This is a genomic window from Duganella caerulea, assembly GCF_040362985.1.
Taxonomy (GTDB): Bacteria; Pseudomonadota; Gammaproteobacteria; order Burkholderiales; family Burkholderiaceae_D; genus Rugamonas; species Rugamonas vulcania.
Genome location: NZ_BPWJ01000001.1, coordinates 488,056 through 503,941, shown reverse-complemented (window position 1 = coordinate 503,941; position 15,886 = coordinate 488,056). Strand labels below are relative to the sequence as shown.

Below are 15,886 nucleotides of genomic sequence, written 5' to 3'. Positions count from 1 at the left end.
GCGCAAGCATGACGGACATCGTCGAGGATGTCGATCCCAGGGTGGATGGAGCCGCTGCCCAACGGGGCGGCACCCGCTACATCGCCTGCGCCCGCCACAAGGACGAGGCCACCGTCGAGGCGCACAAGCAGATGGGTTTCCAGGATGGCTGGGGCAAGGCGCTTGACCAGCTGATCGCCCACATGAAGCAGCAGTAAAGTGCCTGGCGGCCTAGTGGATCAGCATCTCTTGTAGCGTGGCCGGCGCTTCCGCATACAGCTTGACCACGGTCGATGTGCGCGTGCCGTAGCTCGGGCTTTCGATGCGCACCGCCGACAGCATGCGCTCCAGGTCCAGCGGCACGCCGGTTTCGGGCAGGCGCTGGTCCGGCGCGGGCGTGGTGTCGGCCAGCATTTCAAAGTAGGCGTCGTCCGGCGCGCCCAGGCACAGCAGGCTTGCGAACTGGGCCTTGGTCTTGAGCACCTTGGGCCACGGCGCGTCGAGCAGCGCGTTCGACAGGCCGTACACGCCCGGCTCAAGCGGCTTGCCGTTGCGCGGATCGGCGTCGCCACGGTTGGAGAACCAGATCAGCGTCTCGCCGTCGCTCAGCACCAGGTTGAAGCCGTTGTAGGCGCCCGCGTCGGCGCGGATGGCGTCGACGTATTCCTGCGGCGTCATGCAGCCGGCCAGGAAGTCGGCCACCAGGCGCCCGCGCGAGGGCGCGTCGTCGCGGTGCTCGGACGGCGCGCGGATGTTGGTGATGGCGGCGAAGCGCGAAGCCTTGCCGCATTCGGCCGGCTGGGCGATGCCCATCCAGCTGCCGCCGGCCTGCAGGTCGCGGCCGGCAAAGATCTGCGGATGTTCGGGCCACGGGGCCGCAGGTGCGGTGGCGCGCTGGTAGAACTCATCGCGGTTGGCGGCGGCAACCAGCGGCACGGCCGGGATCACCCGCCAGGCAAAAACGATCAGGCACATGGGACTAGATCCGTAAAGATTTCGGTGTGGCGCGGGCCGGCGGTCCAGGCGGCCAGGCCGGCTTGCGCGACGGCGGCGTCCAGCGCGGCGGCGAATCCGGCCGGCGTGGCGGCGTAGACTTCCATCCATGTCTGCATGCCGTCCTTGACCTCCGGACGGCGCTTGAGCTGGCACGCCACGCCATGCCGCGCGCCGAGCGCGGCCTGCATCGGGACGACCGCCGCCAACAAGGACGCCGCGTCGGCATCCTTGACCTGATAATAAATGTAGAAGTCCATGCTAGAGGTCGAGTGGGTCCAGCACGTAGGGCATGTCGAGGAAGGTGAGCGGCACGCCGTCCGCCGAGCCGAGGCGGACCGAGGCCGCTTCGATGGCGGCCAGTTTCATTTCCACCAGCGCGTCGATGCCGCCCTTGCCGTTGGGCGCGGCGTTGACGATCATGCCGCATGGCTGTTCGGGATCGGCCGTGGCGAACACCTCGACACCGGCCGCGGCGGCCGCGTCGGCGATGCTGACCAGGGTGGTGCGCCGCTTGAGCTTGCCCAGGTACTGGCTGCGGGCGACGATTTCCTGCCCGGGGTAGCAGCCCTTCTTGAAGTTGACGCCGCCCAGCAGCTCGAAGTTGATCATCTGCGGCACGAACTGTTCCTGCGTGGCCTTGGTGATCTGCGGGATGCCGGCATGGATTTCCGACAGGTGCCAGGCGTCGGTGCGGCCGACCGACAGCTTGGCGGCCAGCTCCGGCACCACCGTCTGCGCCACTTCGGCCGACATCAGCCACTGGTAGCGCGGCGCGCCGAACACGTCGGCCACGCGGATCAGCGTGCCCAGTGGATGATCGACCTTGGTGAACGGCTTGGCCGGCAGCGGGTCGAACCAGTTTTGCAGCGTCTCTTCGGCCATGCCGCCGCCCAGGCCGAGCGCGACCTGGCTGGCCGGCAGTTCGGTGGCGTCGCTGAGCTTGGTCTTGGCGCGCAGCACGAACATGCCGAGCCGCTTCTGCACCGGCGCCTGGATCTCGCGCGGCAGTTGCAGGAAGATGGTGGTTTCGTTACGCCACATCAGGAACGAGGCCAGCAAGCGGCCCTTCGGCGAGCAATACCCGGCCAGCCGCACTTCGGCCAGGCCCAGGTGCTCGACGTCGTTGGTCAGCTGATTGTGCAGGAAACTGGCGGATTCCTCGCCGTCCAGCGCGATCAGTCCCTGGTCGCCAAGCGGGGCGACAAAGCCCACGGCCAGCTGCGTGGTGGTCAGCGCCTGGGCTTGCTGTGCTAAAAGTTCATTCCAAGAAGACATAATTTCCAATAATTTGACGATTAAAGCATTATCATTACGGGCTCATTATAGTGATGTCGGACGGATCGCGTCGGATGCCGTACAAAACGCGGCACTGGCGGACTGTGCCAAGAAGTGGCAAGCTGTGCGACTTGTTCCAACCCTACGGCTTTAACAATGGCTTTTATTAAAAAAATCATCACCCTGTGCATCTTGCTGGCAATCGCCGGCGGCGGTTATTTCATGTACTGGTCGCAGCATCCGATCATTGGCGATGAGATCGAAGCCATCGAATTCAACATCGCGCCCGGCAGCGGCGCCCACGCCGCCGGCCAGCAGATCGCCGAGGCGGGCGTACCCATCGAGCCGGTGCTGTTCAACCTGCTCGCTCGCGTGACCGGCAAGAGCGCCAGGCTCAAGGCCGGCACCTACGAGCTCAAGCCGGGCACCACGCCGCTGCGCCTGATCGAACAGCTGGTGCGAGGCGAGTTCGCCCAGGAACAGCTGACCATCATCGAAGGCTGGACCTTCCGCCAGATGCGGGCGGCCATCGCCGCGCACAAGGGCCTGAAACACGATACGGTCGCCATGTCGGACAAGGAAGTGATGAACGCCATCGCCTCCGAGTACAAGCAGCCGGAGGGCCTGTTCTTCCCGGATACCTATCTGTTCGCCAAGGGCGCCAGCGATTTGCAGATCTACAAGCAGGCGCACGCCATGCTGCTGACCCGCCTGAACGAGGCCTGGGACAAGCGCGACCCGGCGCTGCCATACAAGACGCCGTACGAGGCGCTGACCATGGCCTCCATCGTGGAAAAGGAAACCGGGCAGAAGTCCGAGCGCGGCATGATCGCGGGCGTGTTCGTCAACCGCTTGAAACTGGGCATGCTGCTGCAGACCGACCCGACCGTGATCTACGGCATGGGCAGCAAATACGACGGCAAGATCCACAAATCGGATCTGGAGACCGACACCCCGTACAATACCTACACGCGCACCGGCTTGCCGCCGACCCCGATCGCCTTGCCGGGCGTGCAATCGCTGACGGCCGCGCTGGCCCCGGCCAAGACGCCGGCGCTGTATTTCGTCTCCAAGGGCAACGGCACCAGCCAGTTTTCAGATAATTTGACCGACCATAACCGGGCGGTCAACAAGTTCCAAAGATAAGTTTTAGGCAATTCATGACTCAACACCGCGGTAAATTCATCACTTTCGAAGGCATAGACGGCGCCGGAAAATCGACCCACATCGCCTTCGTCGGCGACTATCTCAAGGCGCGCGGCGTCGATGTGGTCAGCTCGCGCGAGCCGGGCGGCACGCCGCTGGGGGAAAAGCTGCGCGAGCTGGTGCTGCACGAAAAAATGCACCTGGAAACCGAGGCCCTGCTGATGTTCGCCAGCCGCCGCGAGCACATCGCCCAGGTGATCGAGCCGGCGCTGCATCGCGGCGCCTGGGCCATTTCCGACCGCTTCACCGACGCCAGCTTCGCCTACCAGGGCGGCGGGCGCGGCATGGACCTGGCCAAGCTGGAGGCGCTGGAGCACTGGGTGCATCCGCACCTGCAGCCGGACCTGACGCTGCTGTTCGACGTGCCGCTGGAAGTGGCGCGCGCGCGGCTGGACGCGACCCGTTCGCTGGACAAGTTCGAGCAGGAGAAGGCCGATTTCTTCGCCTCCACCCGCAACGAGTACCTGCGCCGCGCGACCCAGTTCCCGGCCCGCTTCCGCGTGATCGACTCGACCCAGTCCATCGCCGACATCCAGGTCGAGATCGCGGCCATCCTCGACCAATTGTTAGCGTGACAACAATGAGCAATTCCATATACCCATGGCAGGAGTCGTCCTGGCAGCAGCTGCAACTGCTGCGCCAGCGCATGCCGCACGCCATCCTGTTTCATGGCGCGGCCGGGATAGGCAAGTCCGACTTCATCGAGCGCTTCGCCCAGGGCTTGCTGTGCGAGGCCGTGCTGCCGGATGGCCACGCCTGCGGCCAGTGCGCGTCCTGCGGCTGGTTCTCCCAGCAAAACCATCCGGATTACCGCCGCGTGCGACCGGAGGCGCTGGAAGACGAGCCCCCCGAAGGCGAGGAGGGCGAAGGTGAGGCCAAGAAAACCGCCAAGTCGACCAAGGCGCCGTCCAAGGAGATCAAGATCGAGCAGATCCGCAATTTGGCGGACTTCATGAACATTTCCACCCACCGCCAGGGGCTGCGGGTGGTGGTGCTGTATCCGGCCGAGGCGCTGAACATGCCGGCCTCCAACGCGCTGCTGAAGACGCTGGAGGAACCGCCTCCGGGCACGGTGTTCCTGCTGGCCTCCAACAGCCTGGACCGGCTGCTGCCGACCATCCTGTCGCGCTGCCGCAAGTTCGCGCTGCCGATGCCGAGCCACGCCGAGGCGCTGGCCTGGCTGAAGACGCAGGGCGTGCCGGATGCCGACAGCTGGCTGCGCGAGCAGGGCGGCGCGCCGCTGGCGGCGATGGCCCAGGCCGAAGTGGGCAACCGCGACGATCTGGAAGTGCTGCTGCAGCTGCTGGCCCATCCGAGCGTCGAAGGGGCGTTGAAAGTTGCCGACAAACTGCAAAAAGTGCCGCTGAGTGCACAAGTTTCTTGGTTGCAGCGCTGGCTTTATGATGTGTTTTCCTACAAACTGGCAGGTAACATCCGTTACTATCCGCGCTACCAGAAGGAACTGGCCAGCCTGGCCGGCAAGATCCATGTCAGCCGCCTGCTGGCCGCCATCAAGGGCGCCAACGAGCGGCGGGCGACTGCCGATCACCCGCTGTCGCCCAAGCTGTTCCTGGAGGATATGTTGCTCGAATACGCCGCCTGCTGCGCCTGAAGGGAATTAGATGTCCGCTGCCAGTCCACTTGATCCGAATACCGTGCCCGTTGCGCGGCCGACGGTCTTGTCGCTGGCGATCAAGGAGAAAGCCGCGTTGTATGCGGCCTACATGCCTTTCCTGAAGAACGGCGGCATGTTCGTGCCGACCCAGAAGCCCTATAAAATCGGCGACGAGATCTACCTGATCCTGGCGCTGATGGACGATACCAACAAATACCCGATCGCCGGCAAAGTCGCCTGGATCACGCCGGCCGGCGCGCACAACAACAAGGCGCAGGGCGTGGGCGTGCACTTCCCCGAAGACGAAAGCGGCCAGCGCGCCCGCCTGCGCATCGAAGAAATCCTCGGCGCGGCGCTGCGATCCTCGCGCGCCACGCATACGCTTTAATCTCTCACAGCTTCCCGATATGACCACAGCTTTCCGCCATCGCCTCGCCACGCTTGATGATTTGCCCACCATCGTTGCCATCTACAACAGCACCGTCGCCTCGCGCGAAGTCACCGCCGACACCGAGCCGGTGTCGGTGGAGTCGCGCCTGGGCTGGTTCAACGAGCATACGCCGGAGAAGCGCCCGCTGTGGATCATCGAGCAGGCCGGCGATACAGCCAGCCAGCCGGAAGTGCTGGGCTGGATGTCGTACTCGAATTTCTACGGCCGTCCGGCGTACTCGGGCACTTCCGAGATTTCCATCTACATCGCCGAGGCCTGGCGCGGCAAGGGCATCGGCGGCTACTGCATCGCGCAAGCCATCGCCCATGCGCCGGCAATCAAGGTCCACACCTTGCTGGGCTTTATCTTTGGCCACAACAAGCCCAGCCTGGGCCTGTTCGCCAAATTCGGTTTCGAGACCTGGGCCAACCTGCCCAAGGTCGCCAACCTGGACGGCATCGAGCGCGACCTGATCATCCTCGGCAAGCGCGTCGCTTAAGCCTTATTTCAGCGCGCGGTCGACGGCCGCGCGGATCTGGGCGGTCGCGCAGACCACCGCCGAGTGGCCGCAATCGCCCTCCAGCACCGTGGTTGTGGCGCGGATCCGGCGCGCAAACGCCAGCGCCGGCGCCGGGTTGACGATCAGGTCCTGGCGCGGGTTGATGATGTGCACGCGCGCTTTCACCTTGCCGGCGGCATCGTCGCCAATATCCTGCGTCAGGAAGGCGCGCATTTGCCAGCGCGTGTCGTTGGCGTCGGCAGCGTCCGGGTCGTCGGCGATGGTCTCGGCGATGAATTTGTCCACCTCGGCCGGCTTGGTCTGGGCCGCGCGATAGGCCGGCGTGTCGAAGTTCAGCGAGAATATCTGGTGGTACAGCGGCAGCTTCGGGTTCTGCTTGTACTCGCCGTTGGCGTAATCGGGGTCGGCCAGCATGGCGGCCTCCTCGGTACGCCAGAACAGCAGGTCGTAGCTGGTCTGGCGCGGCGTGCCGGCGATCGGCACGGCCACATCCATGAAGCCGGGATGGCTGACCATCCACTGGAAAGTCTGGGTCGCGCCCATCGAGTAGCCCACCATCGCATGGACGTGCTTGAGGCCGAGCTTTTCGGTCAGCAGGCGGTATTCGGATTCCACCATGTCGCGCACCGTGAAGGCCGGGAAGGCCGTGCCATGCTGTGCCGCGCTGTTGGACGGCGAGCAGGCCACGCCGTTGCCGATCGCGTCAACCACGATCACGTAGTGGCCGGCGGTGTTGAACAAGCCCTTCGGCCCCAGCAGCGAGACCGCCTCGACGCTCTTGCCGGTGTGCCAGGGCAGGAACACCACCGCGTTCGAGCGGGCGGCGTTCAGGCTGCCGATGGTGCGGTAGCCGAGCTTGCAGTCCTTGATGACGGCGCCGCTTTCCAGTCGCACGTCGCCGAGGTCGGCGAATTGCTGGGGAGGCGGCTCGGCGGCGGCGGCCAGCGGCAGGGCAAGTGCGAGGGCGAGCGGAATGCGGACGGACATCGGACGGGCTCCTGAATTGAATGGAACGCCGATTCTAGGCCAGACGCGCTTGGGTTACAATCACGGCATGTTTATCGATTCCCACTGCCACATCAATTTCCCCGAGCTGGCTGCTCGCATGCCCGAAATCCTGGCCAAGATGGCCGACAACAAGGTCACCCACGCGCTGTGCGTGTCGGTCGACCTGCCGGATTTTCCACAAGTGCTGGCGCTGGCCCACGAGTATCCGCACATCTACGCCTCGGTCGGCGTGCATCCGGATTACGAGGACACGCCCGAACCAACCGTGGAACAACTGGTGGAGCTGGCCAACGACCCGAAAATCATCGCCATCGGCGAGACCGGGCTGGACTATTTCCGCCTGCAAGGCGACCTGGAGTGGCAGCGCGAGCGCTTCCGCACTCACATCAAAGCATCAAGAATCACGCGTAAGCCCTTGATTATTCACACCCGCAGCGCCAGCGAAGACACCATCCGCATCATGCGCGAAGAAGGCGCCGGCACCGAGGCGGGCGGCGTGGCGGGCGTGATGCACTGCTTTACCGAGTCGCTGGAAGTGGCGCGCGCGGCGATCGAGATGGGTTTCTACATCTCGTTCTCCGGCATCGTGACGTTCAAGAGCGCCAAGGATCTGCAGGCGGTGGCGCTGGAAGTGCCGCTGGAGCGCATCCTGATCGAGACCGATTCGCCTTACCTGGCGCCGATGCCGCATCGCGGCAAGATGAACGAGCCGGGCTTCGTGGCCCACGTCGGCGAGTACATCGCCAAGCTCAAGGGCATCCCGGTGGAGCAGGTCGCCGAACAGACGACCGCCAATTTCTTCAAACTATTCAACGTGGTAGCGTGATTACTTAATGCTGATTCTCTCCAAACGCCGCTTGCTTTTGACGGCCATGGCCTCCCTGACGATCCCCGTGCTGGCGGCAGAGCAGACCGACGACGAGGTCGATCTCTTCCGCGCCATCCAGCTGGACAACGTTTCCGGCGTTAAAAAACTGCTGGAGCGCGGACTCAGCCCGAATCTGCGCGAGCCGGGCGGCGAGACCGCGCTGATCGTCGCGATGCGCTACGAAGCCTACCGTGTCGCCACTTTGCTGATGGATCAGCCCGGCATCGACCTGGAAGCCAAGGCACCCAACGGCAACACCGCGTTGATGATGGCGGCTTTCCGTCAAAGCAAGGCCACCGTGCTGGACATGATCAAGCGCGGCGCACAGGTGAACCAGAAAGGCTGGACCGCCTTGCACTACGCGGCTGCGGCCGGCAGCACCGAGATCACCAGCATCCTGCTGGAGCACCACGCCTACATCGACGCCGAAGCGCCGTCCGGCATGACGCCGCTGATGATCGCCGCGCGCGAGGGCCAGGAAAAAGTCGTGGAATTATTGCTGGAGCAGGGCGCCGACGCGACCTTGAAAGACGGCGGCTTCCACCAGACCGCCGCCGAATTCGCGACCAAGGCCGACAAGCCCTGGATCGCCAAAACCATTGAAGCGCACCTGGCCGCGAAGGCAAAGCGCTAACCCGCATGCTGAATTGACAACGCCCGAATTGGCGGGCTTTTGGCGCGTAGTTCCCCGCTTGGTTGGTCCGCATTGTTGACCATAATGGGTCCAATGCATTGCTCCCAGACGCAATGCTCATCAACCAAGGATATCCATGCTGAACGAACGCGAGATTGAAAGCTGCTATCTGGGGCAATTCATTCCAGTCCACTACCATCACAACATGCTGATGGACCAAAACCGCATGCACGGCTTCAAGTCGGCCATCGACTACGCGGTCAAGCCGGGCGCCAAGGTGCTGGAGCTGGGCGGCGGCACCGGTGTACTGTCGTGGTTCGCGGCGGCCAAGGCGGACAAGGTGTATTGCGTCGAGTTCAATCCCGACATGGTCAAGGAAGCCCGCAAGATGCTGGCCCTGAACCCGAACGGCGAAAAGGTCGAGGTGGTTCACGCCGACGCCTTCGAATACCTGCCGCCGGAGCCGGTCGATGTCGTCATCTGCGAGATGATCCACGTCGGCATGCTGCGCGAGAAGCAGGTGGAGGTGATCGAATCGTTCAAGCGCCGCTATACCGAGCGCTTCGGCGGCCCGCTGCCGGTGTTCCTGCCCGAGGCCGTGATCATGGCGGTCCAGCCGCTGCAGCAGGAATATGATTTCGAGGGCTTCTACGCGCCCATCGTGCAGTTCCAGGAAACCAATGTGATTTATCCCGGCACGGTGGAACTGGCGCAGCCGGCCGTGTACAGCATCATCGACTTCAACCAGCCGAATGACCTGACCTATGCGTGGCAGGGCAAGTTCGTGGTCGAGCGCAACGGCGAGATCAACGCCATGCGTTTCGTGACCAAGAACATTTTGGCCGTGGTGTCCGAGCGCTCGACCACCATCGACTGGCTCAACCACTACATGACGCTGCCGCTGGCCACCCCGGTCAAGGCGCGCGAGGGCGACGTGCTGCAAGTGAGCTTCCAGTACCGCGCCGGTGGCTCGATTCCATCGCTGCAGGCCTCGCTGCGTGCTGAAATCCTGTACGAAGCGGCACTGCAACCAGCCAGCTACGCGCCGGCCTTCGCTTAAATAGCCCTTCACGCGGGTCGTTCCGAAGCGTATATTTCGTCTTTTGCAGAAAGAAATATATGGAAAAGATCGACCAGCGCTACCTCATCCAGCAGAACAAAATCTCCGACGGCGAGACCAAGCCGCCGGTGTTCGCCAAAGTCATGCGCAGCAAGGACGGCGTCTTCGAGGGCGTCTCCTTCATCAAGTCCAAAGAGAAGGCCACCGTGTTGACCATCGACGAGGCCAATCAGGCGGTGGCGTGGGCTAACAAGAAGAAGCCCAACGCCAAAGAGTACGTGACCAAGATTATCTGCGTCGGCCAGTAATCAAGACCTAGCGCGTATCGAAGGTCGCTTGCACGGCCTTGTCCGGACTCGACGGATTGAGGCTTTGCTGGCTGAGGAAGCTGCGCGCATCCTGCAAGCCGGCGTTGTACTCCACATCCTGCATGACCATCGAATTGGCGATGGTCCATTCGCGGGTTGCCGTGCCTGACTCCGGTTGCACCCTCATCTCCGCCAGCACTTCGGCCTGGCCAACGCCCGCCGCCAATTTCTCCAGCCACGTTTTAGCCCAGGCACCCAATTCTGGTTCGCGGATGTTATGCGCCATCAGCTTGAGGGCGTTGCGTGCCTTGGGCATCTCGCCCGCGTACGCGTACGCCAGCGCGGCCTGGCGGGCCAGCGTGTTGACCTCGTGTGCATTCTTCCAGCCCGTGATGGCCGCCTGCAGCGTGGCCTCGTCCGGAGCGGTGCCGGCCTTCATCCCGGCCTGGTACAGCGCGGACGCCGCCTCGGCCGACTTCGGATCCAGCGCCAGTGCGCGGCCCAGGCTGGCGCGTGCGGCGTCCGTCTGGCTCAGGCGCAGCTGCGCCTCTCCCAGCAGATAGAACACTTCCGCGCCGGCATCCGGCTTGCCCGCCGCCGAGGTCAGGTAGGGCAGTGCGTTCTTGGGGTTGCCCCAGTCGATCTGCGCCCGGCTGAGCACGCGCTGGACGTAGGCGTTGGCCGGATAGCGCGCGGCCGCCTCGGCGGTACGGCGCAACAGAGACTCGCCAGTCTTGCGGTCGGGGCAGGACTTGAGCGCCGCTTCCGTCAGCACGAATTCGCCGGACGACTCCGGCAGGCTCTCGAAGTTCATCACGGCCGCCGGCAGGGTGGGAATATGCACCGTCAACACCGCCTGCTTTTGCAGCCGGTAGCGCCACAGCGTGGTGCTCAGCTCGCTTACCTTGAGGCCGTAGGCCTGCTCGAAAGCGTCGGTGATCGGCACTTCGCGGTAGACCGCGCTCAGGTAGTCGACCAGGCGCTTGCGGTTGTCGTCGGTCGACAGCATGTAATGGGTCAGCAACCAGGAGCGGGCGGCGAACTCCAGCTTGATGCCGGCGGTCGAAGCATAGTTCTGGCCGCGCGAGTCGTTTTGCTCCAGCACGTCCTTGTATTCCAGGCTGTAGCGGTGGCCGTTCCCCAGGAAGTTCAGGTAGCGGCCCAGGCTCACCGGCGTGCGGCCCACCACCATCTCGGTGTCGGTGAAGCGCACGCTGGCGAAGTAGTGCGCCATGCCGTCGATGAAGGAGATCGGCGCGCGGATGTCGGTGTAGCGGTACAGGAAGTGGCGGGTGTAGGCCTCGTACAGGGCGGACAGACCCTCCTCGTCGTCGGGACTGAGGCGCACGCCATAGCCCTGCACGCCCGAGGCGCAGCTGTTGTACAGGCCGATGGCGTTGGCCGGCTGCCTGACGCCCAGCGGGTTCAAGGCCACCGCGCCGTCGTGATAGTAGAACGTCAGCCGCGGCTCGTCGCCGCTGGACTTGAGGAAGGGCTGGGTGTACAGCCGTAGCATGTAGTCGAGCTTTTCAAGCTGGTTGAGCAGGTCCGCGACCTGGCTGTTGCTAGTGTTCGAATACACCACCAGGTGCTGGCTCTCGGCACGGAACCACGGCGAGGCGTGACGCTGGCCGGCCACCACCACGCTGGGAGCCGTCGCCGGCTGTTGCTGGGCTTGCGCGTTCATCAAAGCGGAGCTGCCAAGCAGGGCCGCCACATACCAAGGTTTGAGCATTATTTTTCCGTTTGTCCCATGAAAGTCGCGGTTGATCGCGGCTATGCGCAGCTGGTCGCACGGGAATTGCGTCCGGCTTGTCGCTAAACTACAGTGGCATTATAGATAATATTCATTCCGGGAGCGTCGTATGCTGAGCTTTATTCTTTGGCTGGGTCTGCTTTTCCTGTGCTGGCCGCTGGCTTTGCTGGCGCTGGTGCTGTATCCCCTGTTCTGGCTGCTGACGCTGCCGTTCCGCCTGATCGGCATCGGCGTCGAGGGCGTGTTCGAGCTGCTGCGCGCCATCGTCATGCTGCCGGCGCGCATCCTGCGCGGCTCGCCAAGCCGCTGATCCTGCAGTCTTAGAAGTCGACCAGGAAGCCGGCGCCCAGCGACTTTTGCTTGTAGTTGTAGTCGATCAGGCTTTGGCCGTAGCCGCTGAACAATTGCAGGTAGCCTTTCAGGTTGGCGACCACCGGGAAGGCCCAGCCGGCCTGCAGCGCGCCGCGTCCGTTCTTGAAGTTGTGGCGCGCCATCAGCGAGAACTCGTGGCCGTCGTTGCGGTAGCTGAGGTTCAGGTCGCCGTGGCCCATGTAGTCGACGATGTCGATGTTGTCGTTGTCCGAGCGGGCGTTGTCCAGCCGCTTCCAGATGCGCAACTGCGCGGCCAGCTTGCCGTGCTCGGCGCCCACCTCCGCATATATCCGGTTCCAGCTGCGCGACAGCGTCGACGTTTGCCCGTTCGACTGGTGCATCACGGCCAGCGTCAGGTAGCGCACGTCGAGGGCGCTGCCCAGGCTCAGGTTCAGCGGCGTGGTCAGCATCAGCTCGGGCTGGTAGTTGGTCTCGCGGAACGGGCTGGAGGCGGCGCGGTTGTAGGCCTGCCAGAAGCTGTTCTGGGTGTAGCCGAACCACAGGTCGACCGGGGTTTTGAGCACCTGTTCGATCAGCTTCATCTTGAAGCTGAGCTGGTAGGTCAGCTCCGTGTGCTGGGATTTGATGCCAGCCGGCGTGAAGTTCTCAAAAGGCGCATCATTGGAGCTGGTGCTGTAATTGGCCAGCAGCAGGTAGGTGTCGTGGTGCGGGCGGAAATTGAACACGCCGCGCTTGGCCGAGCGGTCCAGCTCCCACCACTGCACCATGCGTGAGACCGAGTCTTCCGGCGGTATGGTGGTGATGGCCGCGACCTTGGGCGGCAGCACGGGCGCGGCGGGCGGCTCGTCCGGCTGCATGCTGGACGGCTGGGTCAACGCGGTGGCCAGCTTGCTGACCTTGCCGGGGTCGGGCACGCCGACCGCGGCGCCGCCGACGCTTTTCAGCGCGGGGCCGGTCTTGGCCAGGGCGTCGTAGCATGCGAGGCGGGCGCTGGCGTCGCCCAGCACGGAGCAGCGTTCGATGCGCAATTCGAGGTCGGTGGCGGTCGGTGGCGGGGCGGATTGGGCCAAAGCCAGAGCCGGGGCCAGGCCGAAGGAGAGAAGAAGGGCGTGTTTGGAGCGTACAGTCATGAGGGTCTTTCAGTTAAACTTGAAACTTATTCTACAGACTATAGGAATTGCTGCCAGTCAGGTCGCACAGATGACCTTGCCTTGCCACTTGAAATCCGCCGTAATCGCCGCACGTGAGACTTCCTGCATTCACATTGCACCAAGGAGAGAATGATGACCCGCAAGACCCCCATCGAGCGTTACCGCAACATTGGCATCAGCGCCCACATCGACGCTGGCAAGACCACGACCACGGAGCGCATCCTGTTTTATACCGGCGTCAACCACAAAATCGGCGAGGTGCACAATGGCGCCGCGACGATGGACTGGATGGAGCAGGAACAGGAACGCGGGATCACCATCACCTCGGCCGCCACCACCGCCTTCTGGAAAGGCATGGCGGGCAATTTCCCCGAGCACCGCATCAACATCATCGACACGCCCGGCCACGTCGACTTCACCATCGAGGTCGAGCGTTCCATGCGCGTGCTGGACGGCGCCGTCATGGTGTATGACGCGGTCGGCGGCGTGCAGCCGCAGTCGGAAACCGTGTGGCGCCAGGCGAACAAGTACGCCGTGCCGCGCATCGCCTTCATCAACAAGATGGACCGCGTCGGCGCGGACTTCTTCCGCGTGCGCGAGCAGATCGCCACGCGGCTGAAGGGCGCCGCCATTCCGATCCAGATTCCGCTGGGCGCGGAGGACAACTTCCACGGCGTGGTGGACCTGGTCAAGATGCGCGCGATTAACTGGGACGACGAGAGCCTGGGCGTCAAGTTCACCTACGAGGACATCCCCGCGCACCTGCAGGGGCTGGCCCAGGAGTGGCACGACAAGATGGTCGAGGCCGCCGCCGAGGGTTCGCCCGAGCTGCTGGAAAAATACCTGGACGGCGGCGTGCTGACCGAGGACGAGATCAAGGCCGGCCTGCGCCTGCGCACCATCCGCAACGAGATCGTGCCGATGCTGGCCGGCAGCGCCTTCAAGAACCGCGGCGTGCAGGCGATGCTGGATGCGGTGGTCGAGTACCTGCCGTCGCCGGTGGACGTGCCGGCGATCGCCGGCCATGACGAGGACGACAACCCGATCGAGCGCCATCCGACCGACAGCGATCCGTTCTCGGCGCTGGCGTTCAAGATCATGACCGACCCGTTCGTCGGCCAGCTGACCTTCTTCCGCGTGTATTCGGGAGTGGTCAATTCCGGCGACACGGTCTACAACCCGACCAAGAGCCAGAAGGAGCGCCTGGGCCGCATCCTGCAGATGCACGCCAACGAGCGCAAGGAGATCAAGGAAGTCTACGCCGGCGATATCGCGGCGGCGGTGGGCCTGAAGGGCGTGACCACCGGCGATACGTTAAGCTCGCCGGACCACGTGATCGTGCTGGAAAAGATGATCTTCCCGGAACCGGTGATCTCGCAGGCGGTCGAACCGAAGACCAAGGCCGACCAGGAAAAGATGGGCATCGCCCTGAACCGGCTGGCTCAGGAGGACCCGTCGTTCCGCGTGCACACGGACGAGGAATCGGGCCAGACCATCATGTCCGGCATGGGCGAGCTGCACCTGGAGATCCTGGTGGACCGCATGCGGCGCGAGTTCAGCGTCGAGGCGACCGTGGGCAAGCCGCAGGTGGCCTACCGCGAGACCATCCAGCGCGCGGCCAGCGATGTGGAAGGCAAGTTCGTCAAGCAGTCCGGCGGACGCGGGCAGTACGGCCACGTGGTGCTGACGCTGGAGCCGCTGGAACCGGGCAAGGGCTACGAGTTCGTCGACGCCATCAAGGGCGGCGTGGTGCCGCGCGAGTTCATTCCCGCCGTCGACAAGGGCGTGCAGGAGACCTTGCGCAGCGGCGTGCTGGCCGGCTATCCGGTGGTGGACGTCAAGGTCACGCTGACCTTCGGCTCGTACCACGACGTCGACTCGAACGAGAACGCGTTCCGCATGGCCGGCTCGATGGCCTTCAAGGACGGCATGCGGCGCGCCGATCCGGTGCTGCTGGAGCCGATGATGCAGGTGGAAGTGGAAACGCCGGAAGAGTTCATGGGCAACGCCATGGGCGACCTGACGGCGCGGCGCGGCATGGTGCAGGGGATGGACGAGATCCCGGGCGGCGGCGGCAAGATCATCCGCGCGCTGGTGCCGCTGGCCGAGATGTTCGGCTACTCCACCACGCTACGTTCGCTGACGCAGGGCCGGGCCACGTACACGATGGAGTTCAAGCACTACGCGGCCGTGCCCAAGCACATCCTCGACCAGATCGCCGTCTCGTCCAAGGCGCGTCACTGATCAGTCGAAGACCTTCAGCTTGAGCTGGACGGAAATGGCGCCATAGAGCCGGTCCTTATAGGTCGGCACTATGGCGACATTGACGCCCACGCTCTTGTATTCGAAGCTGGCGGTGGGGATCGCCGCCAGGAACCAGCCGCCGTCGCGCATCTTCGGGTAGCCGCTGAAGCCGCCCGCCACCGCGCCCAGCCGCACCGGGCCGACCTTCCAGGGCTGGTAGTACACACCGACGTAATTCGAATAGGCGCGGTCGCTGTTGTAGAAACGTCCCGCCGTGGCCGACGCCACCGTCGAGAAGCGGTACTCGCCGCCCAGGCCGGGATTGCTGTCGTTCAGGCCCTTATCGCGCTGAAAATGGTAGGAGTAGAAACCGCCGTTCAGCCACACTTCCTTCAGCGGCGCCGCCTCGATGGTTTCGAAGGTGTCGGCCGCCGCCGCGCCGGACAGGCAGGCCAGCATCACCGCGCCGGCAATACGCAAACTTTTGATCATCCGAAGCTTTC

At 64.1% G+C, this 15,886-nt stretch carries 19 protein-coding genes; 12 read left to right on the top strand and 7 right to left on the bottom strand.

Annotated features, from left to right (window positions below):
- Positions 1 to 8 precede the first annotated feature (8 nt).
- Positions 9 to 197: an SRPBCC family protein gene (locus ACUJB0_RS02175; protein ID WP_444843777.1), complete on the top strand. Its 189-nt coding sequence runs from the start codon at positions 9 to 11 to the stop codon at positions 195 to 197.
- 13 nt (positions 198 to 210) lie between these two features.
- Here ACUJB0_RS02175 and ACUJB0_RS02170 read toward each other — a convergent pair whose 3' ends face one another.
- From ACUJB0_RS02170 to ygfZ, 3 genes are read right to left on the bottom strand one after another with little or no spacing between them, the layout of a single operon-like run.
- Positions 211 to 954, bottom strand: coding sequence for an NRDE family protein (locus tag ACUJB0_RS02170; RefSeq protein WP_161083381.1), 744 nt, complete (start codon positions 952 to 954; stop codon positions 211 to 213).
- Positions 945 to 1,232, bottom strand: a complete 288-nt coding sequence (locus tag ACUJB0_RS02165) for a DUF4936 family protein (protein ID WP_444843776.1) — start codon at positions 1,230 to 1,232, stop codon at positions 945 to 947. The genes ACUJB0_RS02170 and ACUJB0_RS02165 overlap by 10 nt, the downstream gene beginning before the upstream one ends.
- Position 1,233: 1 nt before the next feature.
- Positions 1,234 to 2,250, bottom strand: coding sequence for a CAF17-like 4Fe-4S cluster assembly/insertion protein YgfZ (gene ygfZ, locus ACUJB0_RS02160; RefSeq protein ID WP_444843775.1), 1,017 nt, complete (start codon positions 2,248 to 2,250; stop codon positions 1,234 to 1,236).
- A 156-nt stretch (positions 2,251 to 2,406) separates the two neighbouring features.
- Here ygfZ and mltG point away from each other — a divergent pair, with 156 nt between their 5' ends.
- The 5 genes from mltG to ACUJB0_RS02135 are packed head-to-tail and all read left to right on the top strand — an operon-like array spanning position 2,407 to position 6,000.
- Entirely contained in the window at positions 2,407 to 3,396 is a 990-nt protein-coding gene (gene mltG, locus ACUJB0_RS02155) for an endolytic transglycosylase MltG (protein ID WP_444843774.1), read from the top strand.
- Positions 3,397 to 3,410: 14 nt separating this feature from the next.
- Positions 3,411 to 4,031: a dTMP kinase gene (gene tmk / locus ACUJB0_RS02150; RefSeq protein ID WP_444843773.1), complete on the top strand. Its 621-nt coding sequence runs from the start codon at positions 3,411 to 3,413 to the stop codon at positions 4,029 to 4,031.
- Between the two features lie 5 nt (positions 4,032 to 4,036).
- Positions 4,037 to 5,068 (top strand): DNA polymerase III subunit delta', encoded by a 1,032-nt coding sequence (locus ACUJB0_RS02145; RefSeq protein WP_444843772.1) that lies wholly within the window; start codon positions 4,037 to 4,039, stop codon positions 5,066 to 5,068.
- Between the two features lie 10 nt (positions 5,069 to 5,078).
- Positions 5,079 to 5,459 (top strand): PilZ domain-containing protein, encoded by a 381-nt coding sequence (locus ACUJB0_RS02140; RefSeq protein ID WP_117010751.1) that lies wholly within the window; start codon positions 5,079 to 5,081, stop codon positions 5,457 to 5,459.
- A gap of 19 nt (positions 5,460 to 5,478) precedes the next feature.
- On the top strand, positions 5,479 to 6,000 hold the full coding sequence (locus tag ACUJB0_RS02135; RefSeq protein ID WP_444843771.1) for a GNAT family N-acetyltransferase: 522 nt from the start codon (positions 5,479 to 5,481) through the stop codon (positions 5,998 to 6,000).
- Between the two features lie 3 nt (positions 6,001 to 6,003).
- Here the strand turns inward: ACUJB0_RS02135 and ACUJB0_RS02130 are convergent, their stop codons facing one another.
- The gene (locus tag ACUJB0_RS02130; protein ID WP_444843770.1) at positions 6,004 to 7,008 is read right to left on the bottom strand and encodes an alpha/beta fold hydrolase; all 1,005 of its coding nucleotides are present in this window, start codon (positions 7,006 to 7,008) and stop codon (positions 6,004 to 6,006) included.
- Between the two features lie 67 nt (positions 7,009 to 7,075).
- Between ACUJB0_RS02130 and ACUJB0_RS02125 the strand changes: the two genes are divergently transcribed.
- The 4 genes from ACUJB0_RS02125 to ACUJB0_RS02110 all read left to right on the top strand — a co-directional run bounded on the left by ACUJB0_RS02125 (position 7,076) and on the right by ACUJB0_RS02110 (position 9,899).
- Entirely contained in the window at positions 7,076 to 7,855 is a 780-nt protein-coding gene (locus ACUJB0_RS02125; protein WP_444843769.1) for a TatD family hydrolase, read from the top strand.
- Positions 7,856 to 7,901: 46 nt separating this feature from the next.
- On the top strand, positions 7,902 to 8,531 hold the full coding sequence (locus ACUJB0_RS02120) for an ankyrin repeat domain-containing protein (RefSeq protein ID WP_444843768.1): 630 nt from the start codon (positions 7,902 to 7,904) through the stop codon (positions 8,529 to 8,531).
- A gap of 136 nt (positions 8,532 to 8,667) precedes the next feature.
- Entirely contained in the window at positions 8,668 to 9,591 is a 924-nt protein-coding gene (locus tag ACUJB0_RS02115; RefSeq protein WP_444843767.1) for a class I SAM-dependent methyltransferase, read from the top strand.
- A 59-nt stretch (positions 9,592 to 9,650) separates the two neighbouring features.
- Positions 9,651 to 9,899: a hypothetical protein gene (locus tag ACUJB0_RS02110; RefSeq protein ID WP_444843766.1), complete on the top strand. Its 249-nt coding sequence runs from the start codon at positions 9,651 to 9,653 to the stop codon at positions 9,897 to 9,899.
- A 7-nt stretch (positions 9,900 to 9,906) separates the two neighbouring features.
- On the opposite strand, the gene ACUJB0_RS02105 is transcribed toward ACUJB0_RS02110, so the two are convergent.
- Positions 9,907 to 11,634, bottom strand: coding sequence for a tetratricopeptide repeat protein (locus tag ACUJB0_RS02105; RefSeq protein ID WP_444843765.1), 1,728 nt, complete (start codon positions 11,632 to 11,634; stop codon positions 9,907 to 9,909).
- A 130-nt stretch (positions 11,635 to 11,764) separates the two neighbouring features.
- On the opposite strand from ACUJB0_RS02105, the gene ACUJB0_RS02100 reads away from it, so the two are divergent.
- Positions 11,765 to 11,965, top strand: coding sequence for a hypothetical protein (locus ACUJB0_RS02100; protein WP_117010739.1), 201 nt, complete (start codon positions 11,765 to 11,767; stop codon positions 11,963 to 11,965).
- A gap of 10 nt (positions 11,966 to 11,975) precedes the next feature.
- Here the strand turns inward: ACUJB0_RS02100 and ACUJB0_RS02095 are convergent, their stop codons facing one another.
- Positions 11,976 to 13,118 carry a phospholipase A gene (locus tag ACUJB0_RS02095; protein WP_444843764.1) on the bottom strand — a complete coding sequence of 381 codons (1,143 nt, stop codon included), beginning with the start codon at positions 13,116 to 13,118 and terminating at the stop codon, positions 11,976 to 11,978.
- 153 nt (positions 13,119 to 13,271) lie between these two features.
- On the opposite strand from ACUJB0_RS02095, the gene fusA reads away from it, so the two are divergent.
- Positions 13,272 to 15,383 carry an elongation factor G gene (gene fusA / locus ACUJB0_RS02090; RefSeq protein WP_444843763.1) on the top strand — a complete coding sequence of 704 codons (2,112 nt, stop codon included), beginning with the start codon at positions 13,272 to 13,274 and terminating at the stop codon, positions 15,381 to 15,383.
- Here fusA and ACUJB0_RS02085 read toward each other — a convergent pair whose 3' ends face one another.
- Complete coding sequence (locus ACUJB0_RS02085; RefSeq protein WP_444843762.1) at positions 15,384 to 15,875, bottom strand: hypothetical protein; 492 nt, start codon at positions 15,873 to 15,875, stop codon at positions 15,384 to 15,386.
- Positions 15,876 to 15,886 lie beyond the last annotated feature (11 nt).